22 protein-coding genes and 2 riboswitches are annotated in these 26497 nt (G+C 73.0%); of the genes, 17 read left to right on the forward strand and 5 right to left on the reverse strand.

All coding sequences use genetic code 11. The annotated features are described in order from the left end of the window. Positions 1 to 6: 6 nt before the first annotated feature. Positions 7 to 1650: a cysteine desulfurase/sulfurtransferase TusA family protein gene (locus POF43_RS12465; protein WP_282704555.1), complete on the reverse strand. Its 1644-nt coding sequence runs from the start codon at positions 1648 to 1650 to the stop codon at positions 7 to 9. Between the two features lie 278 nt (positions 1651 to 1928). Between POF43_RS12465 and ctaC the strand changes: the two genes are divergently transcribed. The 4 genes from ctaC to POF43_RS12485 all read left to right on the forward strand — a co-directional run bounded on the left by ctaC (position 1929) and on the right by POF43_RS12485 (position 6620). After that, positions 1929 to 2921: an aa3-type cytochrome oxidase subunit II gene (ctaC, locus tag POF43_RS12470; protein WP_271314103.1), complete on the forward strand. Its 993-nt coding sequence runs from the start codon at positions 1929 to 1931 to the stop codon at positions 2919 to 2921. Then, the gene (gene ctaD / locus POF43_RS12475; protein WP_271314102.1) at positions 2918 to 4642 is read left to right on the forward strand and encodes an aa3-type cytochrome oxidase subunit I; all 1725 of its coding nucleotides are present in this window, start codon (positions 2918 to 2920) and stop codon (positions 4640 to 4642) included. The genes ctaC and ctaD overlap by 4 nt, the downstream gene beginning before the upstream one ends. Then, positions 4639 to 5037: a cytochrome c oxidase subunit 4 gene (locus POF43_RS12480; protein WP_271314101.1), complete on the forward strand. Its 399-nt coding sequence runs from the start codon at positions 4639 to 4641 to the stop codon at positions 5035 to 5037. The genes ctaD and POF43_RS12480 overlap by 4 nt, the downstream gene beginning before the upstream one ends. A 305-nt stretch (positions 5038 to 5342) precedes the next feature. After that, positions 5343 to 6620, forward strand: a complete 1278-nt coding sequence (locus POF43_RS12485) for a L,D-transpeptidase (protein WP_271314100.1) — start codon at positions 5343 to 5345, stop codon at positions 6618 to 6620. Between the two features lie 71 nt (positions 6621 to 6691). On the opposite strand, the gene POF43_RS12490 is transcribed toward POF43_RS12485, so the two are convergent. Continuing rightward, complete coding sequence (locus POF43_RS12490; RefSeq protein ID WP_271323053.1) at positions 6692 to 7090, reverse strand: hypothetical protein; 399 nt, start codon at positions 7088 to 7090, stop codon at positions 6692 to 6694. Positions 7091 to 7395: 305 nt separating this feature from the next. Here POF43_RS12490 and ctaE point away from each other — a divergent pair, with 305 nt between their 5' ends. The 6 genes from ctaE (at position 7396) to POF43_RS12520 (ending at position 14899) form a co-directional block, all read left to right on the forward strand. Beyond that, positions 7396 to 8016 (forward strand): aa3-type cytochrome oxidase subunit III, encoded by a 621-nt coding sequence (gene ctaE / locus POF43_RS12495; RefSeq protein WP_271314098.1) that lies wholly within the window; start codon positions 7396 to 7398, stop codon positions 8014 to 8016. Between the two features lie 63 nt (positions 8017 to 8079). Further along, positions 8080 to 8889, forward strand: a complete 810-nt coding sequence (gene qcrC, locus POF43_RS12500) for a cytochrome bc1 complex diheme cytochrome c subunit (RefSeq protein WP_271314097.1) — start codon at positions 8080 to 8082, stop codon at positions 8887 to 8889. A 26-nt stretch (positions 8890 to 8915) separates the two neighbouring features. Then, positions 8916 to 9959, forward strand: a complete 1044-nt coding sequence (gene qcrA, locus POF43_RS12505; protein WP_271314096.1) for a cytochrome bc1 complex Rieske iron-sulfur subunit — start codon at positions 8916 to 8918, stop codon at positions 9957 to 9959. Next, positions 9956 to 11605, forward strand: a complete 1650-nt coding sequence (qcrB, locus tag POF43_RS12510; protein ID WP_271314095.1) for a cytochrome bc1 complex cytochrome b subunit — start codon at positions 9956 to 9958, stop codon at positions 11603 to 11605. Before qcrA ends, qcrB begins: the two co-directional genes overlap by 4 nt. 416 nt (positions 11606 to 12021) lie before the next feature. Next, positions 12022 to 13086, forward strand: coding sequence for an anthranilate phosphoribosyltransferase (gene trpD / locus POF43_RS12515; protein WP_271314094.1), 1065 nt, complete (start codon positions 12022 to 12024; stop codon positions 13084 to 13086). A 63-nt stretch (positions 13087 to 13149) separates the two neighbouring features. Further along, a riboswitch (SAM riboswitch) is annotated at positions 13150 to 13266 on the forward strand. A gap of 244 nt (positions 13267 to 13510) precedes the next feature. Continuing rightward, positions 13511 to 14899: an aminotransferase class V-fold PLP-dependent enzyme gene (locus POF43_RS12520; RefSeq protein ID WP_271323052.1), complete on the forward strand. Its 1389-nt coding sequence runs from the start codon at positions 13511 to 13513 to the stop codon at positions 14897 to 14899. A 108-nt stretch (positions 14900 to 15007) separates the two neighbouring features. Here POF43_RS12520 and POF43_RS12525 read toward each other — a convergent pair whose 3' ends face one another. Continuing rightward, entirely contained in the window at positions 15008 to 15289 is a 282-nt protein-coding gene (locus tag POF43_RS12525) for an Lrp/AsnC family transcriptional regulator (RefSeq protein ID WP_271314092.1), read from the reverse strand. Beyond that, positions 15286 to 16116 carry a rhomboid family intramembrane serine protease gene (locus tag POF43_RS12530; protein ID WP_271314091.1) on the reverse strand — a complete coding sequence of 277 codons (831 nt, stop codon included), beginning with the start codon at positions 16114 to 16116 and terminating at the stop codon, positions 15286 to 15288. Before POF43_RS12530 ends, POF43_RS12525 begins: the two co-directional genes overlap by 4 nt. A 220-nt stretch (positions 16117 to 16336) precedes the next feature. Here POF43_RS12530 and POF43_RS12535 point away from each other — a divergent pair, with 220 nt between their 5' ends. From POF43_RS12535 to POF43_RS34870, 6 genes are all read left to right on the forward strand, one after another. Further along, entirely contained in the window at positions 16337 to 16591 is a 255-nt protein-coding gene (locus POF43_RS12535) for a hypothetical protein (protein ID WP_271314090.1), read from the forward strand. A 348-nt stretch (positions 16592 to 16939) separates the two neighbouring features. Next, positions 16940 to 18241: an NYN domain-containing protein gene (locus POF43_RS12540; RefSeq protein ID WP_271324624.1), complete on the forward strand. Its 1302-nt coding sequence runs from the start codon at positions 16940 to 16942 to the stop codon at positions 18239 to 18241. 518 nt (positions 18242 to 18759) lie between these two features. Further along, positions 18760 to 18912, forward strand: a riboswitch (cyclic di-AMP (ydaO/yuaA leader). Between the two features lie 10 nt (positions 18913 to 18922). Beyond that, a complete protein-coding gene (locus POF43_RS12545) occupies positions 18923 to 19930 on the forward strand; it encodes a C40 family peptidase (protein ID WP_271316634.1) in 1008 nt (335 codons plus the stop codon). A 167-nt stretch (positions 19931 to 20097) separates the two neighbouring features. Beyond that, positions 20098 to 21138 (forward strand): C40 family peptidase, encoded by a 1041-nt coding sequence (locus tag POF43_RS12550; protein ID WP_271316633.1) that lies wholly within the window; start codon positions 20098 to 20100, stop codon positions 21136 to 21138. A 34-nt stretch (positions 21139 to 21172) separates the two neighbouring features. Next, entirely contained in the window at positions 21173 to 22438 is a 1266-nt protein-coding gene (locus POF43_RS12555) for a hypothetical protein (protein ID WP_271324622.1), read from the forward strand. After that, complete coding sequence (locus tag POF43_RS34870; RefSeq protein WP_271324623.1) at positions 22435 to 23598, forward strand: M48 family metalloprotease; 1164 nt, start codon at positions 22435 to 22437, stop codon at positions 23596 to 23598. Before POF43_RS12555 ends, POF43_RS34870 begins: the two co-directional genes overlap by 4 nt. 268 nt (positions 23599 to 23866) lie before the next feature. Here POF43_RS34870 and POF43_RS12565 read toward each other — a convergent pair whose 3' ends face one another. After that, a complete protein-coding gene (locus tag POF43_RS12565; RefSeq protein ID WP_282698688.1) occupies positions 23867 to 25045 on the reverse strand; it encodes a putative hexosyltransferase in 1179 nt (392 codons plus the stop codon). 168 nt (positions 25046 to 25213) lie between these two features. Here POF43_RS12565 and POF43_RS12570 point away from each other — a divergent pair, with 168 nt between their 5' ends. Continuing rightward, on the forward strand, positions 25214 to 26344 hold the full coding sequence (locus POF43_RS12570) for a glycosyltransferase family 4 protein (protein WP_271318397.1): 1131 nt from the start codon (positions 25214 to 25216) through the stop codon (positions 26342 to 26344). Positions 26345 to 26497 lie beyond the last annotated feature (153 nt).

Raw genomic sequence — 26497 nt, forward strand, 5'->3', positions numbered from 1 at the left:
GGACGCTCACCGGAGGCGGCGCACCAGGTACGCCGTACCGCGCGCCGCCTCCCGCTCCCCGGCGTACCGCTGACCCCGCATCTCGCACCACGCCGGGATGTCCAGCCGGGCGGCGGCGTCGTCCGACAGCACCGTCACCGTCCCGCCGACCGGCACCCGGCCGAAGACCTTCGCCAGTTCGATCACCGGCACCGGACACCGCTTCCCCAGCGCGTCCACCACGATCCCGCCGTCCTCGACGCCGCCGGGGTCCACGGCACCGGAGCCCACCGCACCGTCGATTTCCACCGCACCGCCCGAGCCAGCCGCACCGGAGCCCACGGCACCGTCGTCTTCCGCCGCACCGCCGAAGCCCACCGCACCGCCAGAGCCAGCCGCACCGGAGCCCACCGCACCGCCACCGGATTCCACCGCGCCGCCGAAGCCCGCCGCACCGTCGGAGCCAACCGCACCGCCACCGGATTCCACCGCGCCCCCCAAGCCCGCCGCGCCCCCGAAACTCCCCGCGCCCTCAAATCCCCCCCACGCCCCCAGATCCTCCCGCACCGACCGCACCACCTCCGGCAGCGCCGCCAGGAACGCCTCGACGTCCGCCTCGGGCACCCCCGCCGGCAGCGACACGCGGACGTTGCCCTCGGACAACACGCCCATCGCCCGCAGCACGTGGCTCGGCGTCAGCGTGCTCGACGTGCACGAGGAGCCGGAGGAGACCGCGAAGCCGCGCCGGTCCAGGCCGCCCAGCAGTGCCTCGCCATCGACATAGAGACAGGAGAACGTCACCAGGTGCGGCAGCCGGCGCACCGGGTCGCCGACCACCTCCACGTCCGGCACCAGCTGCGGCACCCGGGACCTGATCCGGTCCACCAGCGCCGCCAGCCGGGCCCGTTCGGCCGCGGCCCCGGCCCGTACCGCCCGCAGCGAGGCCGCCGCCGCCACGATCGCCGGCAGGTTCTCGAAGCCGGCCGCCCGGCCGCCCTCCCGCTCGTCGCGGGGGCCCGGCACCGCGAACCGGGTGCCCTTGCGCACCGCCAGCAGCCCGACGCCCGCCGGGCCGCCCCACTTGTGCGCGCTGGCCGCCAGCACCGACCAGCGGCCCGCCACCGGTTCCCAGCTCAGCGACTGCGCCGCGTCCACCAGCAGCGGCACCCCGGCCGCCGCGCACGCCTCGGCCGCCTCGGCCACCGGCTGGAGCGTGCCGACCTCGTGGTTGGCCGACTGGAGACACGCCAGGGCGGTGTCCGGCCGCAGCGCCGCCGCGAACCCGTCCGCCGCGACCCGCCCGGTCCGGTCCACCCCCACCCGGGTGACCTCGCCGCCGTCCGCCGCGTGGGCGTCCGCCGCGTGCAGCACCGAGGAGTGCTCGACCTCGGACACCACGAGGTGACGGCCCGTCCGGCGGCGCCCGGCCAGCGCGCCCGCCACGCCGGTGTGCACCGCCCGGGTACCCGATGGAGTGAACGTCAGCTCGTCCGGCCGGCAGCCCACCTCCTGCGCCGCGGTCTCCCGCGCCGCGTCCAGCAGCAGCCGCGCCCGCCGCCCCTCCCGGTACAGCCGCGCCGGGTCCGCCCAGCCCTCGTCCAGTGCCGCCACCAGCGCCTGCCGGGCGACCGGGTGGAGCGGAGCGGTCGACGCCACGTCGAAATAACCCACGCCGCCACGCTATCCCGCCGCCGTCCGCCGCGGTCCCGGGCGCCGCGCCGGTGGCCCAACCCTGGTGGCCCAACGCCGGTTACGGGTGCGGGGCAACCCCTTCGGACCCCAGGACGCGTCCCCACCGGCGCGTTGGTACCCCTCCCCGCATGGCCCTGAGACGCTTCCAGTAGGGTTTGGTCCGCATAAACATCCACACCCTGCTCGCGCCAGGGCCCCGACCGAACGCATGCGGCCGGAAACCGGCCGCGCGGGCGAGACTCTCGGGAAGGCGCTACGTGAGTCCCAACGGCTCCGACCGCATGTCGCGGCGCCCGATGCGGCGGCGCTTGCCGCAGGCGTTGGCCGCGGGCCTGGTCCTGGCGACCGCCACCGGTTGTTCCTACAAGGACTTCCCGCGGCTCGGCCTGCCCAGCCCCGCGACGGAACAGGCACCGCAGATTCTTTCGCTCTGGCAGGGCTCCTGGGCCGCCGCGCTGGTGACCGGCGTGCTTGTCTGGGGCCTCATCCTGTGGAGCGTGATCTTCCACCGCAGAAGCCGGACGAAGATCGAGGTTCCGCCGCAGACCCGGTACAACATGCCCATCGAGGCGCTGTACACGGTGGTTCCGCTCGTCATCGTCGCGGTGTTCTTCTACTTCACCGCGCGCGACGAGAACGACATACTCAAGGTTTCCAAGAAGCCCGACCACATCGTCAACGTGGTGGGCTACCAGTGGAGCTGGGGCTTCAACTACATCGAGCACGTGCCGGGCACGCCGACGACGCCGGTCAAGATCCCGTCGCAGCTGTCCAGCATTCCGCCGAAGTACCTGGAAGGCCGCCCGGCCGACGCCAACGGCGTCTACGAGACCGGCGTGCCCGGTCAGTGGACCCCCGGCAACCCGAGCCCCGGTCCGACGCTGTGGCTCCCCAAGGGCCAGTCTGTGCTCTTCCTGCTGACGTCGCGGGACGTCATCCACGACTTCTGGGTGATCCCGTTCCTCATGAAGATGGACGTCGTCCCCGGCCGTACCAACGAGTTCCAGGTCACCCCGGACAAGCTGGGCACCTTCCGCGGCAAGTGCGCGGAACTGTGCGGCGTCGACCACTCGCGGATGCTGTTCAACGTGAAGGTCGTCACCCCGGCCCAGTACCAGCAGCACCTGAAGGACCTGGCGAAGGCGGGCCAGACGGGTTACGTCCCGGCCGGCATCGCCACCACGGGCAACACCCGTGACGCCTCGACCAACGCGGAGCCGGGCGTCACCACTACCGGGAGCGACCAGTGACCATCCTCAACGAACCAGCGGGCACCGCCGCTGCCGAGGCGCCGCACCGGCCGCGGCAGCGCAACGCCGGTACCAAGGTGATCAGCTGGCTGAGCACCACGGACCACAAGACCATCGGCACCCTGTACCTGACGACCTCCTTTGCGTTCTTCTGCATCGGCGGCATCATGGCGCTGCTCATGCGCGCCGAACTCGCCCGGCCCGGTCTTCAGATCATGTCGAACGAGCAGTTCAACCAGGCGTTCACGATGCACGGCACGATCATGCTGCTGATGTTCGCGACGCCGCTGTTCGCCGGGTTCACCAACTGGATCATGCCGTTGCAGATCGGCGCGCCCGACGTGGCGTTCCCGCGGCTGAACATGTTCGCCTACTGGCTCTACCTGTTCGGCTCGCTGATCGCGGTCGGCGGCTTCCTCACCCCGCAGGGCGCGGCCGACTTCGGCTGGTTCGCCTACTCCCCGCTGTCCGACGCGGTCCGGTCCCCCGGGGTCGGCTCGGACATGTGGATCATGGGTCTGGCGCTGTCGGGCTTCGGCACGATCCTCGGTGCCGTCAACTTCATCACCACGATCATCTGCATGCGCGCGCCCGGCATGACGATGTTCCGCATGCCGATCTTCGTGTGGAACGTGCTGCTGACCTCGGTGCTCGCCCTGCTGGCGTTCCCGGTGCTGGCGGCCGCGCTGCTCGCGCTGGAGGCGGACCGAAAATTCGGGGCGCACGTGTTCGATGCGGCCAACGGTGGCGCGTTGCTCTGGCAGCACCTGTTCTGGTTCTTCGGGCATCCAGAGGTCTACATCATCGCGCTGCCGTTCTTCGGCATCATCAGTGAGGTCATCCCGGTCTTCAGCCGCAAGCCGATGTTCGGTTACGTCGGCCTGATCGGCGCGACCATCGGCATCGCCGGCCTGTCGGTGACGGTGTGGGCCCACCACATGTACGTCACCGGTGGCGTGCTGCTGCCGTTCTTCTCCTTCATGACCTTCCTGATCGCGGTACCGACCGGGGTGAAGTTCTTCAACTGGATCGGCACGATGTGGAAGGGCTCACTGAGCTTCGAGACACCGATGCTCTGGGCGATCGGCTTCCTGATCACCTTCACCTTCGGTGGTCTGACCGGCGTCATCCTGGCCTCGCCGCCGCTGGACTTCCACGTCTCGGACTCCTACTTCGTGGTGGCGCACTTCCACTACGTGGTGTTCGGCACCGTGGTGTTCGCGATGTTCGCCGGCTTCCACTTCTGGTGGCCGAAGATGACCGGCAAGATGCTCGACGAACGCCTCGGCAAGATCACGTTCTGGACGCTGTTCATCGGCTTCCACGGCACCTTCCTCGTCCAGCACTGGCTGGGCGCCGAGGGCATGCCGCGCCGGTACGCCGACTACCTCGCGGGTGACGGCTTCACGACGCTGAACACGATCTCCTCGATCAGCTCCTTCCTGCTGGGCATGTCGATCCTGCCGTTCATGTACAACGTGTGGAAGACCGCCAAGTACGGCAAGAAGGTCGAGGTCGACGACCCGTGGGGTTACGGCCGCTCCCTGGAGTGGGCGACCTCCTGCCCGCCGCCGCGGCACAACTTCCTCACGCTGCCGCGCATCCGCTCCGAGTCCCCGGCCTTCGACCTGCACCACCCGGAGATCGCGGCGCTGGAGCAGCTGGACAACCACGGCAGCCGTCAGATGGCAGAGGTCGAGAACAAGGAGGCCGGCAAGTGAAGGTCCAGGGCAAGATGTTCCTGTGGCTGGCCGTCTTCATCCTGGCGTCGGCCATCGTCTACTGCCTCTGGTCGGGCGAGCCCGCCGGAAGCGTGGCGCTGTTCATGGCCTTCGCCCTGAGCCTGATGATCGGCTTCTACCTGTCGTTCACCGCCCGCCGGGCGGACAACGGGGCGCAGGACCGGGCCGACGCCGACGTGGCGGACGACGCCGGTGAGATCGGGTTCTTCAGCCCGCACAGCTGGCAGCCGCTCATGCTGGCCACCGGTGGCGCGCTGGCGTTCCTCGGCATCATCTTCGGCTGGTGGATCATGTACTTCGCCGCTCCGGTGATCATGGTCGCCATCTTCGGCTGGGTCTTCGAGTACTACCGGGGCTCCGACCAGCGGTACTGACCGCGGGCCGCAGCACCAGCACGAGGGCCGGGGCCCGGACACCGCACGGTGTCCGGGCCCCGGCCCTTTCGGCGTCCCGGCCCCCGTGATGTCCCGGCCCTTTCGGCACCCGAGCCCCGTGGCGTCCCGGCCCTCTCGGCGTCCTGGGCCGCCCGCGTCGCGGCCGGCGGTGCGGGGGAGGCGGTGCGCGACCCGGACGGCCCAGTGGGCCGCCGCAGGCCGGGGGAGGCGGTGCGTATACCCCGGGACCCCCGTTTGCCGGAACACAACGCGCCGGGAGTCGTCATTTTTCATACGTTGTGAGCATGAGTCAGACACCTCGATGCCGGACAGCGACACGCAGCCTGACCTCGCTGGCGCTCCTCGCACCCCTGGCCGCGGGTCTCACCGCCTGCGGCTCCTCCGGGGACCCGTTGGCCAACACGCCGTACAACGCGGCCGGCCAGATCAGGTACAGCGACGTCGACGGCGCCCAGCAGGTCGACCCGAGCAAGCCGCTCACCGTGACCTCCAAGGGCGGCAGCCGAATAACCGACGTCACCGCCACCGACGGCACCGGGCGCTTCGTGGCCGGCGCCCTCAGCGACGACGGTACCCAGTGGCACAGCACCGGACCGCTCGCGGCCGGCACCCGCTACACCGTCCGGGTGAGTACCGAGAACGGCGACGGCGCCCAGGGCCGCGAGACGGTGACCTTCGCCACGAAACCCGCCAACAACCTGCTCAACGTGACCTTCGGGCCGGACGCCGGAACCTACGGCGTCGGCGAACCGGTGACCGCCGCCCTCAGCAAGCCGGTCCACGACCACACCGCCCGCGCCCGGGTCGAAGCCGCCCTGCACGTCACCTCGACCCCCGCGGTGACCGGTTCCTGGTACTGGGTGGACGACCAGACCCTGCACTTCCGCCCCAAGCGGTACTGGCCCGCCCACGCCACCGTCTCCGTCAGCAGCGGCCTGGGCGGCGCCCAGATCAGCAAGGGCGTCTTCGGCGGCTCCGCCAAGCCCGTGACCTTCGACACCGGTGACCGGGTCCTCGCCCTCACCGACGCCGGCACCCACCAGCTGACCTTCTACCGCAACGGCGACGAGGTCCGCACCATGCCGGTGACCACCGGCAAACCCGGCTTCGACACCCGCAACGGCATCAAGGTCGTGCTGGAGAAGCAGTCCTTCGTCCAGATGAAATCCAGCACCGTCGGCATCGCCGCGGGCAGCTCCAACTCCTACGACCTGCCGGTCCACTGGGCCACCCGGGTGACATGGAGCGGTGAATACGTGCACGCCGCGCCGTGGTCGGTCGGCTCGCAGGGGGTGGCCAACACCAGCCACGGCTGCACCGGCATGAGCACCGAGAACGCCAAGTGGTTCTTCGACGAGGTCCGCCCCGGCGACGTCGTCCAGGTCGTCGGCTCCGGCGGCCACGACATGGAGGACTTCGGCAACGGCTTCGGCGACTGGAACCTGTCGTGGGACGAGTGGCTCAAGGGCAGCGCGCTCGGCGCCCGGGCCACCTCGGGCAGCAGGGCCGACAACGAGGCCACCCATCAGAGCCAGGCGTCCCGGCTCACCCCGCAGGTGTGACCCTGGGCCACCCGGCGGTACCCCGACGGCCGTTCACCGCGACCCGGTGAACGGCCGTCCGGCCCAACGGGTCAGGCCACCGCGTGCCGCTCGCGCAGCAGGTCCGCCAGGGACCGCGCGAGCGCCGCCGGGTCCACCGGATGCGTCACCACGGCGTCCGCCCGGCTCCAGGTGGCCAGCCAGGCGTCCTGCGGGCGGCCGATGAGCAGCAGCACCGGGGGGCAGTGGAAGATCTCGTCCTTCACCTGCCGGCACAGCCCCATCCCGCCGGCCGGCACCGCCTCACCGTCGAACACGCACACGTCGATGCCGCCCTCGTCCAGCGCCTTCAGCACCGCCGACAGGGTCGCGCACTCCAGGAACTCCACCCGCCGCACGTCCGGGGCCGGACGCCGTCCGGCCGCCAGCCGGACCTGTTCGCGGGTGTTCGCGTCGTCGCTGTAGACGAGCACCGTGGCCGCCTGATCCATGACCTGCCTCCTCGCCGAGGGGGCGCCGCGCGACTGGTGACAGACCGCGGCGCGGACAGGGCGGATGCTACTCCGGCCGACCCCTCCGGGAGGAGAGGCCGTACCGCGCCGATGCCGCCGCCGTCCGCCGCCGGCCGCCGCGCGGGCCGTCCGCCACCCGGTTCCCGGCCGCCCCGGCGTCCACCACGACCACCGGTGCTTCCCTCGTTCGAGGGATACCGGCGACGCGCGGCACGGTTGTACCCGAAGCTCTTGACACACCGAACGGCACCCCCGGAGTGAGCGCGGGATAAGCGACCGACATAATGTCGGTCGTGGCGACAGCAACAGCAGTAGATACCGGGCACGCGCACCCGTCGGTCAACCGGCCGAACATGACAAGCGTCGGAACCATCATCTGGCTGAGTTCCGAGCTGATGTTCTTCGCGGCCCTCTTCGCGATGTACTTCACCCTGCGTTCGGTGACCGGCACGGCGTTCTGGCACAGCCAGAACGACGCGCTGAACGTGCCGTTCTCGGCGTGCAACACCACGATCCTGGTGCTCTCCTCCTTCACCTGTCAGTTCGGCGTGTTCGCCGCCGAACGCGGTGACGTGAAGCGGCTGCGGATGTGGTTCATGATCACGTTCGTCATGGGTGCCATGTTCATCGGCGGCCAGATCTTCGAGTACACCGATCTGGTGCGCAATGCCGGGCTCTCCCTGAAGTCCAGCCCCTACGGCTCGGTGTTCTACCTGACCACCGGCTTCCACGGGCTGCACGTGACGGGTGGTCTGATCGCGTTCCTGCTGGTACTCGGCAGGACGTACGCGGCGAAGAAGTTCACCCATGAACAGGCGACCGCGGCCATCGTCGTGTCCTACTACTGGCACTTCGTCGATGTCGTCTGGATCGGCCTCTTCGCCACGATCTACTTGATCAAGTAACCGGTTCGCGCCGGAACCACACCAGAAGCATCGACGCAGAAGATCCTGACACCGGGGTAATCCGTGAAAAAGCTCTCCGCACGACGACGCCACCCGCTGGCTGCGCTCGTCGTCCTACTCTTCGCGCTTGCGGCCACCGGGGGGCTGTATGCCGCGTTCGCGCCGGCTGACAAGGCACAGGCCGACACCTCGTCGCAGTCCCTCGCCATCCAGGAGGGCCAGAAGCTCTACTCGGTCGGCTGCGCCACCTGCCACGGGACCTCCGGGAAGGGCACCAAGACCGGACCCTCCCTGGTCGGTGTCGGCTCGGCGGCGGTGGACTTCCAGGTCGGCACCGGACGCATGCCGGCCCAGCAGCAGGGCCCGCAGATCCCGGAGAAGAAGGCGATCTACAACCAGGCCCAGGTGGACCAGCTCGCGGCGTACATCGCCTCGCTGGGCCCCGGCCCGGTCAAGCCGACCAGTCAGCAGTACAGCCCGGACGGCGCGGACATCGCCAACGGCGGCCAGCTGTTCCGCACCAACTGCTCGCAGTGCCACAACGCCTCCGGCAAGGGCGGTGCGCTCACGGAGGGCAAGTACGCCCCCTCGCTGGAGAACGCGCCCCCGAAGTACATCTACGAGGCCATGCTCACCGGCCCGCAGAACATGCCGTCCTTCCCGGACAGCACCATGCCGCAGAAGGACAAGAAGGACATCATCGCCTACCTCGGCGCGACCGACAGCGACAAGGCCGCCAACCCCGGCGGCCTGGAGCTCGGCGGTATCGGCCCGGTCAGCGAGGGTCTGTTCGGCTGGGTGTTCGGACTGGGCGCGCTGATCGCGCTGGCCATCTGGGTCGCCACGCACACCACCAAGGCCAGGAAGTCATGAGTAGCGAGCCTGGATCACACGAGGACATGTCAGAAGACAACCTGCCAAGTGAGCGCGCGCACGACGCTCACCACGGTGCGGTCGCGGTGGCCGGGGACGCGTTCGCCGACCCGGGCCTGCCGGCCCACCTGCCCCGCCGTCAGGACTTGGACGAGCAGGCCGCCAAGCACTCCGAGCGGGTCGTCGCGGGTCTGTTCGTGCTGTCGATGCTGGCCACCATCGGCTTCATCGCGTCGTACGTGACGCTGAAGCCGGGGAAGATCGTCTACATCTTCCCGGTCGGCCACGTCAGCGCGCTGAACTTCGCGCTCGGCCTGACCCTGGGCCTGGCCCTGTTCTGCATCGGCGCCGGCGCGGTCCACTGGGCCCGCACCCTGATGTCCGACGTGGAGACCCCCGCCGAGCGGCACCCGATCGAGGCGTCGCCCGAGGTGCGCGCCCAGGTCATCGCCGACTTCAAGCAGGGCGCCGCGGAGAGCCAGTTCGGCCGCCGCAAGCTGATCCGCAACACGATGTTCGGCGCGATGGCCATGGTGCCGCTGTCCGGCCTGGTGCTGCTGCGCGACCTGGGCCCGCTGCCCGGCAAGAGCCTGCGCACCACCGCCTGGCGCAAGGGCATGACGCTGATCAACCCGAACACCAACCTGCCGCTGCGTCCGGAGGACATCACCACCGGCTCGCTGACCTTCGCCCAGCCGCCCGGGCTGTCGGAGGACGACGACGACTTCCAGGACGTCATCGCCAAGGCCGCCCTGATGATCGTCCGCATCGAGCCGGACGAGATCAAGGACAAGCGCGAGCTGGACTGGGGCCACCAGGGCATCGTGGCGTTCTCCAAGATCTGCACGCACGTCGGCTGCCCGATCAGCCTGTACGAGCAGCAGACCCACCACGTCCTGTGCCCCTGCCACCAGTCGACGTTCGACCTGGCCGACGGTGGCCGGGTCATCTTCGGCCCGGCGGGCCACGCCCTGCCGCAGCTGCGGATCAGCGTCAACGGCAGCGGCTACCTCGAGGCGCTCGGCGACTTCGCGGAGCCGGTCGGCCCGAGCTTCTGGGAGCGCGGATGAGTACCACCGAACACGCGACGGACGATGTGACCGCCCGCCGGGGCAAGGCCCCCGCGGGCGAGAAGATCGCCGACTGGGCCGACGGACGGCTGGGCATCTACGGCCTGGCCAAGGCCAACATGCGCAAGATCTTCCCGGACCACTGGTCCTTCATGCTCGGCGAGATCTGCCTCTACAGCTTCGTCATCATCATCCTCACGGGTGTGTACCTGACGCTGTTCTTCCACCCGAGCATGCAGGAGGTGACCTACAGCGGCCCGTACGTGCCGCTCCAGGGCATCCGCATGTCCGAGGCGTTCAACTCGACGATGAACATCAGCTTCGAGGTGCGCGGCGGTCTGCTGATCCGGCAGATCCACCACTGGGCGGCGCTGGTCTTCCTGGCCGGCATGTTCGTCCACATGATGCGGGTGTTCTTCACCGGCGCGTTCCGCAAGCCGCGCGAGGTCAACTGGCTGTTCGGCTTCCTGCTGTTCGTGCTGGGCATGTTCACCGGCTTCACCGGCTACTCGCTGCCCGACGACCTGCTGTCCGGCACCGGCGTGCGGTTCATGGAAGGCGCGATCCTGTCGGTGCCGATCGTCGGTACCTACCTGTCGTTCTTCCTGTTCGGCGGGCAGTTCCCGGGCAACGACTTCGTCTCGCGGTTCTACTCGATCCACATCCTGCTGCTGCCGGGCATCATGGCCGGCCTGCTGGTGGCGCACCTGATCCTGGTCTTCTACCACAAGCACACGCAGTTCGCCGGTCCCGGCAAGAACGAGAAGAACGTCGTCGGCATGCCGCTGCTGCCGGTGTACATGGCGAAGGCCGGCGGTTTCTTCTTCCTGGTCTTCGGCGTCATCGCGATCATCGCGGCGATCGCCTCGATCAACCCGATCTGGGAGTTCGGCCCGTACCGGCCCGACCAGGTCTCCACCGGCGCCCAGCCCGACTGGTACATGGGCTTCTCCGAGGGCCTGATCCGGGCGATGCCCGGCTGGGAGATCAACTTCTGGGGCCATACGCTCCAGTTGGGCGTCTTCATCCCGCTGGGCCTGCTCTTCCCGGCGGTGCTGACCGTCATCGCGATCTGGCCGTTCCTGGAGTCGTGGGTCAGCGGCGACAAGCGCGAGCACCACATCCTGGACCGCCCGCGCAACGCGCCGGTGCGCACCGGGTTCGGTGTCGGCTGGATCACCTGGTACATGGTCTGCCTGATCGGCGGCGGCAACGACATCCTGGCCACCCACTTCCACCTGTCGATCAACGACGTCACGTGGTTCGTGCGGATCGCCTTCTTCGTTGCCCCCGTCCTGGCGTTCATCGTCACCAAGCGGGTCTGCCTCGGCCTTCAGCGGCGTGACCGCGACAAGGTGCTGCACGGTCGCGAGACCGGCGTCATCAAGCGGCTGCCGCACGGCGAGTTCATCGAGATCCACGAACCGCTGGACCAGGGCAAGGTCTTCACCCTCACCGCGCACGAGCAGCCCGCCCCGGCGGAGATCGGCCCCGAGGTCGACGAGAACGGTGTCGAGCGCAAGGTCGACCCGCTCACCAAGCTGCGCGCCAAGCTGGCCGAGGGCATGTACGGCGAGGGAAGCCACATCCCGAAGCCGACCCCCGAGGAGCACGCGGAGATCACCAGCGGACACGGTCACCACTGACCCGACCCCGCGTCAGCGCGAAGCGTCACCCCGAAGGCCCCGCCGGACCGCCACAGTCCGCACCGGGGCCTTCGGGCTGTCCGGGGTCGGGTCGTTCCCTCCGGGCTGTCCGCAGCCCGGCCGGGACGCCTTCCAGCGGCACGGAGGGGGCCGCCGGCGGCGCGGACGGGGGTTCCGCCGCCGGTGCGCAGGCGGGTGCGGCACCGGGCGTCAACGGCGCTCCGCCGCCGGCGGGGACGGCGTCCGCCACCGGCGCCGGCGCCCCCGCGGACGGCGTGCCGGGGCGTCGGTGGAACGCCGCACCGGGGCGTTTCGATCATCGTCGGACCATCGTACGAACATGGGCCCGCGGTGCCCGCCGCGATCGATACGCTGTGCCGCAGGCATCCCGTCCCCCGCACACCCCAGGAGCGGCCATGAGCGCGCAGACCCCCGCCGGAGTCGACAGCGTGGCGGACCGCAGCTGGCCGGACGTCCTGACCGACCTGCTCGACGGCCGCGACCTGACCGCCGACGACACCGCGTGGGCGATGGACGAGATCATGACCGGCTCCGCCACCGACACGCAGATCGCCGCCTTCAGCGTGGCGCTGCGGGCCAAGGGCGAGACCGTCGGCGAGGTCTCCGGCATGGTGCGCACCATGTACGCGCACGCCAACGTCATCGAGGTGCCCGGCCGCACCGTCGACATCGTCGGCACCGGCGGCGACCGGTCCGGCACCGTCAACATCTCCACCATGTCGGCGATCGTGGTGGCCGGCACCGGCGCGAAGGTCGTCAAGCACGGCAACCGGGCGGCGTCCTCGCGCAGCGGCGCCTCCGACGTCCTGGCCCACCTCGGCGTCAACCTCGACGTGTCCCCGCAACGGGTGGTCGAGATCGCCGAGGAGGCCGGCATCACCTACTGCCCGGCGGTGCGGTTCCACCCGGCGCTGCGGTACGCGGCCCGGGCCCGCGGCGAGATGGGCATCGCCACCGTCTTCAACTTCCTCGGCCCGCTCACCAACCCCGCCCGGGTCCGCGCCCAGGCCACCGGCGTCGCCAGCGCCCGGATGGCCCCGATCCTGGCCGGCGTGCTGGCCGAACGCGGCTCGTCCGCCCTGGTCTTCCGCGGCGACGACGGGCTGGACGAACTCACCACCACCGACACCTCGCAGGTGTGGCTGGTGCGCGACGGCAAGGTCGACCAGGTCGCCTTCGACCCGCGCGACGTCGGCCTGGACCTGGTCCCGGTCGAGGCGCTGCGCGGCGCCGACCCGGCGTACAACGCGGCCGTCGCCCGCCGCCTGCTGGCCGGCGAGGCCGGCCCGGTGCGCGACGCGGTGCTGCTCAACTCGGCCGCCGCGCTGGCCGCCCTGGACCCCACCGACGAGCCGCTGGAGCGGCGGATCTCGGTCGGCATGGCCGCGGCGGCCCGGTCGCTGGAGACCGGGGCCGCCGAGGCGGTCCTGGAACGCTGGGTGGCGGCCGGCCGCGCCTGAGGTCTTCTCGCATGGTGGAACGGGCGGTGCCACCGCCCGTTCCACCTGTTAATGTCTTGGCCAGGTCACGAGTGACAGCAATCAAGCCCCGGCTCGCTGTCCGGCAACCCTCCGTCCGTGGCGGGGTGCCCCGGGTGATGACCAGGTCGTGCGCAGCAAGGCGTGCGGCAAGCGCGGACCCCTCGCGTATCCACCAGGGGTCCTGGTCCACGCGGGAGCTCCCTTGAGCAAGCGAATGCGCTAGGCCGTTCCGGCCACCTGGTTCCCCGTCGTCCCGTACCCCGTCGTCCGGGGACCCGGAACCGTGCCGCCTCGTCGAACGGCCCTCACCGCAGCCACCCCTTCGAGGGGTTCCTCCGCCACGTCCCGCGCCGTGCCCACCCCGGCGCCGGGTCGACTCCGCCCACGCTCACGGGAGTTCGCCATGCCCGCACCCATCCTGTCCATCCTCGCCGCCGGTTCCGCCCGCACCGCCGCGCGTCCGTCCACCGTCGTCTCCACCGAGGTCATCGAGGCCCCCGCCGCACCGCTGCCGGTGCTCGGCGACGGCGTCACGGTGCCGCTGGCGGACGGCGGCGAGGTGGAGTACGCCGCGCTGGACTACGCCGCCAGCGCCCCGGCGCTGCGCCGGGTGTGGGACGACGTGGCCGCCTACCTGCCCTACTACGGCAGCGTGCACCGCGGCGCCGGACACCTGTCGCAGCTGTCGACCGACCTGTTCGAGGCCAGCCGCGCCGAGGTCGCCCGGTTCCTCGGCTGCCGCCCCGACGACCAGGTGGTCTTCACCCGCTCCACCACCGACTCGCTCAACCTGCTGGCGGCCGCCCTGCCGTCCGGCACCGAGGTGTTCGTCTTCGAGACCGAGCACCACGCCGCGCTGCTGCCGTGGCGCAGCCGGTCCGACTGCCGGGTCTGCTACCTGCCCGCGCCGCGCTCCCCGCGCGAGGCGGTCCGCGTCCTGACCGAGGCGCTGACCGTCCGGCGCGGCGACGGCCCGGCGCTGGTGTGCGTCACCGGCGCCTCCAACGTCACCGGCGAGCTGTGGCCGGTGCGCGAACTGGCCGCCGCCGCGCACGCCGCCGGCGCCCGGCTGGTGCTGGACGCCGCCCAACTCGCCCCGCACCACCCGGTGGACGTCACCGCGCTGGGCGCCGACTGGGTGGCGTTCTCCGGGCACAAGCTCTACGCGCCGTTCGGCGCCGGTGTGCTGGCCGGCCGGGCGGACTGGCTGCGGGCGGCGCCGCCCTACCTGGCCGGCGGCGGCGCCAGCCGGACCGTCACCCGGGACGCGGCCGGCCGGGTCGACGTCGGCTGGCACGAGACGGTGGCCCGGCACGAGGCCGGCTCGCCCAACGTCGTCGGCGCCTACGCCATCGCCGCCGCCTGCCGGGCGCTGCGCGAGGCCGGCCACGGCGCGCTGGCCGCCCGCGAACGCCTGCTGGTCGACCGGGTGCTCACCGGCCTGGCCGCGATCCCCGGCGCCCGGGTGCTGTCGCTGTTCGGCGCGGGGGCGGAACGCGTCGGCGTCATCTCGTTCGTGGTCGACGGCCACGACAGCTCCCGGCTGGCCACCGCGCTGTCGGACCGGTACGGCATCGGGGTGCGCGACGGGCTGTTCTGCGCCCACCCGCTGGTGCGGCTGCTGCTGGACGGCGCCCCGGACGCCCCCGCGGAGTGCGGCACCCCCGGCGACGGCCAGGGCGAACGGCCGCTGAGCGCGATCCGGGTCAGCTTCGGGGCCGGCACGCCGGACGAGCACGTCGAGCGGTTCCTGACCGCGCTGGCCGAACTGGTGGCGCCGACGGCGGCCTGACGGCGGGCGGCGCCGGGGCCAACGCCGTTGCCGGTGACGGGTGTTGACGCGGGAGGTGCCGGGCACGGGTGACCGGTGGCGGCACCGGTGCCGTGGGAGCCGGGCGGGTCAGCCTTCGAGGCCGATGGCGAAGGCGGACTCCAGGTCGTGCTGGGAGTACGTGCGGAACGCCACGTGCGTGTCGGTGCCGGCCACCCCGGCGATCTTGCTGATCCGGCCCGGGATGACGTCGGCCAGGTCGTCGTGCCGGGCCACCCGCACCAGCGCGACCAGGTCGTAGGTGCCGGTGACCGAGTAGACCTCGCTGACGTGTTCCAGCGCGGCGATCGACTCGGCGATCTCCGGAATGCGGTCGACATCCGTCTTGATGAGCACGATCGCGGTGATCACGGCTGGCTGTCTCCTCGGGTCGCGGCTTGCGGGGTCAGCTTAGACCGCTCCCGGTAGGCCGCCGCCGCGCACAGGAAGCCGAAGCCGAACCCGATGACGTGGGCCAGATAGGCGACCCCGGGCGCGGCCTGCGCGGTGCGCGAGGCGAACCACTGGAGGGCGAACCAGAACCCCAGCACCAGCCACGCGGGGAACCGCAGCGGCAGGAACAGCAGGAACGGCAGCAGGCTGGTGACCCGGGCGCGCGGATACAGGAAGAGGAACGCGCCCAGCACCCCGGCGATCGCCCCCGACGCGCCGATCAGCGTCTGCGTCGACCCGGCGTGCCCGTAGGCGTAGCCGTACGTGGCGACGTACCCGGCCACCAGGTAGAACACCGCGTACCGCGTCCGGCCCACCCGGTCCTCCACCGCCGGGCCGAAGACGAACAGGAAGAGCATGTTGCCCAGCAGGTGCGTCCAGCCGCCGTGCACGAACAGCGCGGTCAGCACCGACAGCGCCGGCAGCTTCCCCGACGGGCCGCCCGCCCGGCAGCCGGCCGGCAGCGACAGCGCGTCCGGCGGCAGCGCCCCGTGCCACAGCTCGGAGGGGATCACCCCCCAGCGCGCGAAGTACCCGGCCTGCGCGCACAGTTGGTCGTGCCCGGAGCCGTAGACCGGGTCCAGTCCGGCGACCGGGCCGACCAGGAACGCCAGCACGCACAGCCCGATGAGCGTGTACGTCACGAGCGGCGGGCGGTCCGGCGCGAGGGGCTCGCCGCAGCGTGCGCCGGGCGGTTCGGCGGGGCCGGCGGCGGCCGGACGGCCGGGGGAGCGGCGTGACAGCATGATCCGATCATGACGTAACGGACCTTGCGGACATATGCCGCCTCGCCGGGGCACCGCCCGCCCGCCGGCCGCCGGGCCGCCGTCTGCGCGACGGGGACCGGAGGCCGTAGGGTTGCCGGGTGCGCGGCCCACGCGTCCCGGTGCCGCCGTGCGGGCCGGGCGGACGGAGCGCGCGGAGTACCGCGTTCAGCGAGCCCGCCATGAAGGACGAGGAAGAACGATGCCGGTTCCCCTGCCCACGCAGACCACGCGCTGGCGCTGCACCTTGTGCGGCAATCTGACCCGCTTCGACGTCACGCGCTCCAGCCGCACCGTGGAGTACGTCCACCTCGACCTCACCGGCGTGCCGTCGGTGGAGGAGCGCCAGGTGCTCAGCGACACCGTGGAATCCGTGCGCTGCCGCTGGTGCAACACCGCCGACCGGATCGAGCTGGTGGAGCGCCCCTCGGCCGGACCTGGCACCGAACAGGTCTGAGGCCGCCCCGGGCGGGGACAATGGGGGGCGTACGGCAGGTACGGCAGTGCCCCGGCAGAGCGGACGGAGTGACCGGTGGATCAAGCGGGCGGCAAGCGGCAGGCGGTTCCGGAGGACACCGCCGGTTCCGGCACGCCCGGCGGCGGCACGGGCGGACCCCCGGGCCCCGGTCCCACCCCGGCGGACGCCGCGCCCGACCCGCGGGCCACGGACGCCGCCGCCCCCGCCACGGACGATGATGCCCCCGCCACGAATACCGCCGTGCCCGCCGCGGATCACGCCGATGACGCCCCCGCGTCCGACCCCGCCCACCCCGACGCGCCCGACTCCGGTGACGCCGAGGAGACGCTGGACCGGCCGCTGCCGGAGGGTGTGCGGCACCGGGTCGTGACGATCGCGGCGGACGCCTTCGGCTCGCTGACCACCGCCGAACTCCCCACCCAGTTGCGGCAGTACGCGCGGTTCACCCCGACGCGGCGGGCGAAGTTCGCCGGCACCGCGCTGGCCGCCGCGCTGGAGGGCGACGCGCTGTTCCGGCAGCGCATCGCCGGCCGGCTGCGGGAGGCGCAGGCCGAGCTCGCCGCCGCGCTGGAGGCCGGGTCGCCGCCGCCGGCCGCCGACCCGCTGGACGTCGCCGCCGCCGCGTACCTGCTGCGCCCGCCCGGCTGGGCCAAGCTGGTCGCCGCCGCCGGCGAGGAGGCCGAACGCGCCCACGCCGACCACGTCGGTGAGGAGAACGCCCGCGAACTGGAGCGCCTGCGCGAGGAGTTGGCCGGCCTGCGGGCCGCCGCGCAGGAGGAGGGCCGGGCCGCCCGCGCCGAACTCGACGTGGTCCGCAAGGAGGCCGACGCGCTCCAGCGCAAACTGCGCGCCGCCGCCAGCGACCTGCGCCGCGGCGAGGCCGCGCTGCGCAAGCTGGAGGGCGAGCTGGACCGGGCCCGCGGTACGGCCGCCGCCGAGGTCGCCGCCTCCGACAGCGAGAACCGCCGGCTGCGCTCCCGGCTCGCGGAGGCCGAGGCCGCCCTGGAGGCCAGCCGCCGCGCGGTCCGCGAGGGCCGCAGCCTGGAGGACATGCGGCTGCGCCTGCTGCTGGACACCGTGCTGGAGGCCGCGCAGGGGCTGCGCCGCGAACTCGCGCTCGCCCCGGTGCAGGTGCGCCCGGCCGACACCGTCGACGCGGTCACCCCCGCCGCCATCAACCCGCGCGACATCGCCCGCCGCGCGCTGGCCGAGGACGACCCCCAACTGCTCGACCAGCTCCTGGCGTTGCCGCAGGCGCACCTGGTCGTCGACGGCTACAACGTGACCAAGACCGGCTACCCCACGCTCCCGCTGGAGAAGCAGCGGCTGCGGCTGCTGGGCGGACTGGCCGGCCTCGCCGCGCAGAGCGGCGCCGAGATCACCTGCGTCTTCGACGGCGCCGAACTGGCCACGCCGGTGCTGCTGGCGCCGCCGCGCGGGGTGCGGGTGCTGTTCAGCAAGCCCGGTGAGACCGCCGACGAGCTGATCCGGCGCCTGGTGCGCGCCGAACCGCCGGGCCGCCCGATCGTCGTGGTCTCCGCGGACCGGGAGGTCGCCGACGGCGTCGCCCGGGCCGGCGCCCGCCCGGTCGCCTCCACGCTGCTGCTGCGCCGGCTCTCGCGCATGTGACGTTCCCCCGGCGACGGCGACGGCGACGGCGATGGCAGCGACTGCGGCGGCAGCCACTGCGGCCGCGACCGTGACCCGGTCCGGGGCCGGGTCCAGAGCCCGGGGCGGTCGTGCGCCGGGCGTCGTGACCGCGGAATGTCCGGGTGCCGTTCCGATCCCGTTCACCCCGCGGTACAGCTTTTGCCACCAAGACGTCCTATTTGGCCCGTACGGATATCCATCGCGCCTTTTATCGGTCGGTGTTGGGGCTTCGCGCGGCCATGTGAGACGCGACACATGGTGAAATGCCGGTGCTCTACTCCGGTCGTTTTGCGGCCTGTTCGGTGGACGTAGAGTCAAATGACCGTCACGGGTCGTGGAGTGTCCGTAAAGAAGTCGTCTCCTGGACAAGTTTTTTCTCAGAAGGATTTGAACCGATCACAACTTGGTTACTAGGGTCAGCTCGAACCACCGCGCAGTCGATCGTCCAACCGGATGACAGCGGGGGTTACCGCCGAGTCCGACGCGCCGGTCACGCTTTGCTGGGGATGCCGTCGCGCGGAGCCGGGGAACCAACGTTCCCGGGGTGAATCGGAGTCAGGCCGCGCCGGCCAGGGCGTGGTGAGACCTCGTAGGGCTTCTTCCGGCCCGAACCCGACAGCTCACCCGGTAGGCGGCCGCTGGAAGAAGGAGCTCGCCCCCGTGGCGTCCCACCGTCGTCCCAAGCCCGCCAGCCGTACCCGGGTGACCGTGCTCACCGCGACCGCTGCCGCGGCCGTGGCCCTGTCCTCGCAGGCCGCCAACGCCGCGCCCGCGCCGGCCAAGCCGACCGTCAAGGACGTCAAGTCCCAGGTCACCGACCTCAACAACGCGGCGGAGAAGGCCACTCAGCAGTACGACGGCGCCAAGGAGCGGCAGGACAAGCTCCAGGCGCAGGTCAGCCAGCTGCAGAACAAGGTCGCCAAGGAGCAGGCGCAGCTGAACAAGCTGGCCGACAGCTTCGGCACCATGGCCAGCGCCCAGTACCGCGACGGCGGCGTCGACCCGACGATGCAGCTGTTCCTGTCGGCCGACCCGAGCGACTACCTCGCCAAGGCCAGCATGCTCGACCAGCTCAGCGGCACCCAGGCCGACGAGCTGAAGCAGATCGAGACGCAGAAGCGGATCCTGGACCAGGAGCGCGCCGAGGCCGGCGCCAAGTTGTCGCAACTCGCCAGCGTCCGCAAGGAACTGGCCGCGAAGAAGACCGACGTGCAGGCCAAGCTCGCCAAGGCGCAGCACCTGCTGGACACCCTCACCCCGGTCGCCCGCGAGGAGTTCAACAACGCCGGCACCATCACCGACCCGCCGCCCGTCGACGCGACCGGCCGCGCCGCCGCCGCGCTCGCCGCCGGCGCCACCAAGATCGGCTCGCCGTACGTCTACGGCGCCACCGGCCCGTCCTCCTTCGACTGCTCCGGCTTCGTGCAGTGGTCCTACGCGCAGGTCGGCATCTCGCTGCCGCGCACCTCCGAGGAGCAGGAGAACGTCGGCCCGCACCTGTCGCTCAGCCAGCTCCAGCCCGGCGACCTGGTCATCATGTACGGCGGCGAGCACGTCGGCATGTACGCGGGCAACGGCATCGTGCTGCACGCGCCGCACACCGGCGCCTACGTGCGCTACGAGAAGCTCAGCGACATGCCGTTCGACTTCGGCGTCCGCGTCGTCTGACCCCCGCCACGCCCCCGGACGGGTGACGCCCGGTGTCCTGAGCTGACGGACACCCCGCCGGTGACCTGCGCATCCGCCGCCGGTCACCGCCCGTTGGGCCGTCCGGGGTTTTGAACCCTGTGTAACCGCACCGCTACTGTCGCCTCCGCTGAAGGAGGTGCGGTTCCATGGCGTCCCATCGTCGTCCCGCCCGGCCGGGGATCGTACGGGCCGGCAAGGCCGCCGTGCTGTCGGCCGCCGCCGTCGCGGTCGCCGCGTCGGCGGCCGTCCCGGCCGGCGCCGCACCCCGCGCCACCCCCGCCGACGTCCGTTCCCGGGTCGGCGCGCTCTACGAGCAGGCCGAGCGGGCCACCGAGGACTACGACGCCGCGCAGGAGCAGGAGTCCCGGCTGCGCGGCCGGCTCGACGCCGTGCAGGACGAACTCGCCCGCGGCCAGGCCGCCGTCAACCGGATGAGCGACGCGCTCGCGGTGGTCTCCGGCGCCCAGTACCGCGACGGCGGCGTCGACCCCTCGCTCGCGCTGCTGGTCTCCTCCGACCCGGCCGGCTACCTCGACCGGGCCTCCGACCTGGCCCGCGCCGAGGGCCTCCAGGCGGGCCGGCTCGACCGGCTGCGGGACGCCCAGCGCGCGCTGGCCCAGCAACGCGCCGAGGCCGGCGGGGAGATCGCCCAGCTCGACCAGGTCCGCCGGCGGCTGGCCGCCCGCAAACAGGCGGTGCGCGACCGGCTGGAGCGCGCGAGACGCCTGCTGGCCACCCTCACCGTGGCCCAGCGCGACGCCATCGGCTACGGCGCCGCGGCCGACGGCCGCACCGCACCGGCCGGCCGGGTGCCGGACCTGCCCGACCTGCCGGCCTCCTCCGACCGCGCCGCCGAAGCGCTGGCCGCCGCCCGCAGCGCCCTGGGCCTGCCGTACCTGTGGGGCGGCACCGGGCCCGGCGCCTTCGACTGCTCCGGGCTGATGTACTGGTCCTACCGGCACGCCGGCGTCACCCTGCCGCGCACCTCGCAGGAGCAACTCGGCGCCGGAACCCACGTCCCGCTGGACCAGGCCCGCCCCGGGGACCTGGTCGTCTACCGCGACAACGCCAGCCACGTCGCCATGTACGTCGGCGGCGGCGAGGTCATCCACGCCCCCTACCCCGGCGCCCGGGTCCGCTACGACCCGGTGAACATGATGCCGATCAACGCGATCGTGCGCCCGTAGCCGACCGGCCGGGCCCCCTCCGTAGGATCGGGGCGTGAACCTCCGCCCCCGCGCCCGCCTTCGCCGGCCGCCGGCCGCCGTCCCGGCGCGGACGGCATGGACGGCATGGACGGTGTGGACCGCCGCCCTGGCGCTGCTCACCGGGTGCTCCGCACCGGCGCCCGCCGCGCACCCGCGCTCCGACGACGCGGCGGTACGCGCGGTGCTGGCGGCCCGGGCCCACGCCGTCCTGGCCCACGACCGCACCGCGTTCCTGGCCACCGTCGACCCGGCGGCCACCGCGTTCCGCACCGCGCAGGCCCAGGTCTTCACCGGCCTCGAACGGCTGCCGCTGTCGTCGTTCGGCTACCGGCTGCGCTCCACCGGCGCCTTCCCGGTCGCCGGCCCCGGCCAGGTCGCCGCCGACACCGAGCTGAGCTACGGCCTGCGCGGCTACGACACCGCACCGGTCACCGCACGGGCCTACCTCACCCTGCGCCGCTCCGGCGGCCACTGGTACGTCACCTCCCAGACCGGCGGGCAGGCCGCCGGCCGGCACACCGACGTCCAGCCGTGGGACCTCGGCACGCTGACCGTGGTCACCGGCGCCCGCTCGCTGGTGCTGGGCCAGGGCGGCGCGGCCGCACTGCGCGGCTACGCCGGCCTCGCCGACCGGGCCGTGCCGGTGGTCGACAGCGTGTGGCCCGGCGCCTGGGCCCACCGCGCGATCGTCGAGGTCCCCGGCACCGAGGCCGGCCTGGCCGCGCTGCTCGACGCCCCGCCCGCCGCCTACCAGGACATCGCCGCCGTCACCACCGCCGAACTGCGCGGCACCGGCAGCGCACCCGCCGACCGCGTCATCGTCAACCCGCAGGCCTTCGCCGGGCTGAGCGCGCTGGGCCGCCGCGTGGTGCTCACCCACGAACTCACCCACGTCGCCACCCGCACCGCCACCACCTCCCGCACCCCGCTGTGGCTGTCGGAGGGCTTCGCCGACTACGCCGGCTGGACCGGCACCGGCACCGCCGCCGCGCGGATCGCCCCCGAACTGCGCCACGACGTCACCACCGGCCACGCCCCCGAACTCCTGCCGTCCGACGCCGACTTCGCCTCCACCGCCGCCGGCCTCCCGCAGGCCTACGAAGGCGCCTGGCTCGCCTGCCGCCTGGTCGCCGCCCGCTGGGGGCAGCCGAAACTCGTCGCCCTGTACCGCGCCGCCGGCCGCAGCGGGCCCACCGCCGCCCTCCACGACGAACTCGGCCTCAGCGTCCAGCAGTTCACCGACCAGTGGCGGGCCTACGTGAAGGAGCAACTGACGTGACCACCGACCCCGGCGGCCCCGAAGCCGACTTCACGCCCGAACAGGCCGCGCGGGGCCGGGCGCTGCGCCGGGCGCAGGCGCCCTGGCTGCTGGCCGCGCGACTCGCCTCGCTGGCCCTGCTGCTGGCCCTGGGCCTGACGCACGCCGGGGCCCGGTTGGTGACCGCGGCGGCCCGGCCGGCCGGCGGTGCCTGGTGGGCCCGGGTGTTCTTCGGGGCGCTGGTCCTGGTGGTGGCGCAGGAACTGCTGGAGCTGCCGTTCGCCGCCCGGGTCCGGGCGGTACGCGTGCCGTTCGGGCTGGTCACCCAGGGCTGGGGCGGCTGGTGGACCGACCGGGCCCGCGGGCTGCTGATCGGGGTGCCGCTGGTCACCGGCGCGCTGTTCGCCGTCTACGGGCTCGCCGGGGCGACGCGCTGGTGGTGGGTGTGGCTGGCGCTCGGCGCCGCGGCGGCGGTGGCCGCGCTGTCCTGGCTGGCGCCGGTCGTCCTCGAACCGCTGTTCAACCGCTTCACGCCGATGGCCGCCGGCCCGCTGCGCGACGCCCTGCTGGCCCTGGCCGCCCGCGACCGCGTGCCGGTGCGCGACGTGCTGGTCGCCGACGCCTCCCGCCGGACCACCGCGGTCAACGCCTACGTCTCCGGATTCGGCCGCACCCGGCGGGTCGTGGTCCACGACACGCTGCTGTCGACCGCCACCCCCCGCGAGGTCGAACTGGTCACCGCCCACGAGCTGGGCCACGTCAAGCACCGCGACGTGGCCGCCGGCACCGCGCTGGGCGCGGCCGGGGCCGCCGCCGGCGTCGTGCTGCTGGCCGCCCTGACGCACTGGACGGCGCTGCTGCGCCTGGCCGGCGCCGACCGGTTCGCCGACCCGCGCTCCATCCCGCTGCTGGCGGCGCTGGCCGCGATCGGCTCGGCGGTGGCCGGCCCGGCGTCGTGCGCGCTGAGCCGCCGCGTCGAACGCCGCGCCGACCGGCACGCGCTGCTGCTGACCGGCGACCCGGCGGCGTTCATCGCCATGCAGCGCCGCCTGACGGTGGCCAACGTGGCCGACCCCGCCCCGCCGCGCCCGCTGCACGTGCTGTTCGGCACCCACCCGACGGCGGTCCAACGCATCGCCGCGGCACGGGAGTTCGCCGCGGGGCCGCCGCCGGTGGGGTGACGCGGGGCGGCCGGTGCGGGGGTTGGCGTCGGTGCGCGGGCTGACGCCGGCGGGGCGGTACGCGTGGGACCGGAACGCGGCCGGTACGCACGGAACCGGAGTCCGGCCGGTATGCGCGAGCCCGGAACGCGGTCGCTAGCGGGCTGACGCCAGCCGGCCGTTACGCGCAAGCCCGGAACCCGCCCGGTGCGCACGGAACCGGAGCCCGGCCGCCACGTCCCGCCCCGCCCCCGCCGGGGCCCCCGCCCCCGCCGGGCGCCCCCTGCCGTCAGATCGCGTACTGCCAGTTGGTCAGCATGTACGCCCCGAACCACGTGCCGAACAGCGCGAAGACCGCCAGCGCCGGCCACGCCGCCCGCCCGCGCGCCGCGAACGCCCGCACGAACGGTGCCAGCGTCAGCAGCGCCGGGACCAGCAGCCGCGGCTTGGAGTGGTAGTAGTTGGTCTGCCCGACGGTCAGCGCGAACACCAGCAGCCCGTACACCACCAGCGGCGGCCACGGCCGGTTCAGCAGCTCCGTCGCACACGCGGCCGCCAGCACGATCAGCAGCACCGCTATCGACACCGGCACCCAGTCCGACCCGCGCCGCAGCGTGCTCGACAGGAACTGCCAGGTCGCCGACCCCCAGTCCCACGCCGTGTTCCATCCCGCGCGCTGGATCGTCAGCCACGCCGTCAGGTGCCCGACCCGCAACCCCACCCACGCCACGTACAGCGGCACCCCCAGCGACCCCAGCGCGATGCCCGCCACCGCCCGCCACCGCACCCGGCGCGCCCGCCACATCGGCGGCACCGCGGCCACCACCAGCGCCGCCGCCAGCGCCACCCCGGTCGACCGGGTCAGCCCCGCCAGCAGCGCGCACAGCCCGGCCGTCAGCCACGCCTCACGCCGCGCCGCCAGCAGGCACCCGGCCACCAGCAGCAGGAACAGGCTCTCGCTGTAGCCGATCCACAGCGTCACCGCCATCGGCTGGGTGAAGACCACCGCCACCATCGCCAGCCCGGCCCGCGGCCCGTACAACCGCGCCCCCAGCCGGTGCAGCACCACCGCCGCGCCCGCCGACGCCAGCCACGCCGCCACCACCGACGCCGCCTGGCCGCCCAGGCCCGTCACCGCCGCCACCAGCTTGATCACCGCCGGGTACAGCGGGAAGAACGCCAGCGTGTTCCCGGTCAGCGCGCCGTGCGCGTCGTAGCTGAACCCGTGCGGATAGCCCTGCTGGGCGATCTGCACGTACCAGGTGTTGTCCCACGGGGTCAGCGCCGCGTGCAGCCAGTCGGGCCGGGTGCCCAGCCACGCCAGCATCAGCAGTTGCAGCAGCAGGGCGCACGCCCACACCGCCAGCGCCGGCCACACCGACGCCGCCAGGCCGCGCGTGCGGGAGACGGCACCGCGCTCGGGGTCGTCCGGCGCCTGGTACGCCGCGGGCTCGGGGCTGGTGATCACCGGCAGCACAGGCTCCTTCGTCGGGACGCGTCACCCGCCGGCCCCTCCCGGCGACGGCGCCACGACACACCGCTACGGCGCACGCCCACGTCACCCGGGACCGTCCGGGGGACCGCAAGACTACGCCACCGCTCCCGGCCGCCCACGATGCCGCTACCGTCGTACCCGATGGACAAGACCCTGATCGTCACCAACGACTTCCCGCCCCGCCCCGGCGGCATCCAGGCCTTCGTGCACAGCATGGCGCTGCGCCTGGACCCGGGCAAGGCCGTCGTGTACGCCTCCACCTGGAAGGACCGCGACGCGGTCGCCGCGTTCGACGCCGAACAGCCCTTTCCGGTGGTCCGCGACCGCACCACCATGCTGCTGCCCACCGCACGGGTCACCGCCCGCGCTGCCGGCCTGCTGCGCGAGCACGGCTGCTCCTCGGTGTGGTTCGGCGCCGCCGCGCCGCTCGGGCTGATGGCGCCCGCGCTGCGCCGCGCCGGAGCCCGGCGGCTGGTCGCCACCACCCACGGCCACGAGGCCGCCTGGGCCCAGCTGCCCGCCTCCCGGCAACTGCTGCGCCGGATCGGCGAGGGCACCGACACCCTCACCTACCTCGGCGAGTACACCCGCTCCCGCATCGCCGCGGCCCTCACCCCGGCCGCCGCCGCCCGCATGGTCCAACTGCCGCCCGGCGTCGACGAGACGACCTTCCACCCCGACTCCGGCGGCCCGGCGCTGCGCGAACGGCTCGGGCTCACCGGGCGGCCGGTCGTCGTCTGCGTCTCCCGGCTGGTGCGCCGCAAGGGCCAGGACACCCTGATCCGGGCCATGCCGGAGATCCTGCGCCGGGTGCCCGACACCGTCCTGCTCGTCGTCGGCGGCGGCCCCTACGCCGCCGACCTGGAGAAACTCGCCGCGGACACCGGGGTCGCGGCCGCCGTCCGCTTCACCGGGGCGGTGCCCTGGGCGCAGCTGCCGGCCCACTTCGGGGCCGGCGACGTCTTCGCCATGCCGTGCCGCACCCGGCGCGGCGGTCTCGACGTCGAAGGACTCGGCATCGTCTACCTGGAGGCGTCCGCCACCGGCCTGCCCGTGGTCGCCGGCGACTCCGGCGGCGCCCCGGACGCGGTACTGGACGGCGAGACCGGCTGGGTCGTGCGCGGCGATTCCCCCGCCGACACCGCCGACCGCGTCGCGACCCTCCTGGCGGACCCCGAACTGCGCCGGCGACTGGGCACCCGGGGCCGCGCGTGGGTGCACGACGCCTGGCGCTGGGACCTGCTGGCGTCCCGGCTGAAGGGGCTGCTGTAGCGGCGCTCCGGGGCCGGAGGGGGCTGCTGTAGTGACGCGCCGGGTTGAACGGGACCGCGGTGGACCCGCTCCGGGCTTGGGGGCTGGCCGCGCTCCGGGCCGGAGGGGCTGGCCGCGCTCCGGGCCGGAGGGGCTGGCCGCGCTCCGGGCCGG

The organism is Streptantibioticus silvisoli, assembly GCF_027947535.2.
In the GTDB taxonomy this organism is placed as follows: Bacteria; Actinomycetota; Actinomycetes; order Streptomycetales; family Streptomycetaceae; genus Streptantibioticus_C; species Streptantibioticus_C silvisoli.

Excerpts from the sequence above, each read along its gene's own strand:
- POF43_RS12485 (WP_271314100.1), top strand. The coding sequence starts at position 5,343 with ATGAGTCAGACACCTCGATGCCGGACAGCGACACGCAGCCTGACCTCG.
- POF43_RS12490 (WP_271323053.1), bottom strand. The coding sequence starts at position 7,090 with ATGGATCAGGCGGCCACGGTGCTCGTCTACAGCGACGACGCGAACACC.
- ctaE (WP_271314098.1), top strand. The coding sequence starts at position 7,396 with ATGTCGGTCGTGGCGACAGCAACAGCAGTAGATACCGGGCACGCGCAC.
- qcrA (WP_271314096.1), top strand. The coding sequence starts at position 8,916 with ATGTCAGAAGACAACCTGCCAAGTGAGCGCGCGCACGACGCTCACCAC.
- qcrB (WP_271314095.1), top strand. The coding sequence starts at position 9,956 with ATGAGTACCACCGAACACGCGACGGACGATGTGACCGCCCGCCGGGGC.
- trpD (WP_271314094.1), top strand. The coding sequence starts at position 12,022 with ATGAGCGCGCAGACCCCCGCCGGAGTCGACAGCGTGGCGGACCGCAGC.
- POF43_RS12520 (WP_271323052.1), top strand. The coding sequence starts at position 13,511 with ATGCCCGCACCCATCCTGTCCATCCTCGCCGCCGGTTCCGCCCGCACC.
- POF43_RS12530 (WP_271314091.1), bottom strand. The coding sequence starts at position 16,116 with ATGCTGTCACGCCGCTCCCCCGGCCGTCCGGCCGCCGCCGGCCCCGCC.
- POF43_RS12535 (WP_271314090.1), top strand. The coding sequence starts at position 16,337 with ATGCCGGTTCCCCTGCCCACGCAGACCACGCGCTGGCGCTGCACCTTG.
- POF43_RS12550 (WP_271316633.1), top strand. The coding sequence starts at position 20,098 with ATGGCGTCCCATCGTCGTCCCGCCCGGCCGGGGATCGTACGGGCCGGC.
- POF43_RS12570 (WP_271318397.1), top strand. The coding sequence starts at position 25,214 with ATGGACAAGACCCTGATCGTCACCAACGACTTCCCGCCCCGCCCCGGC.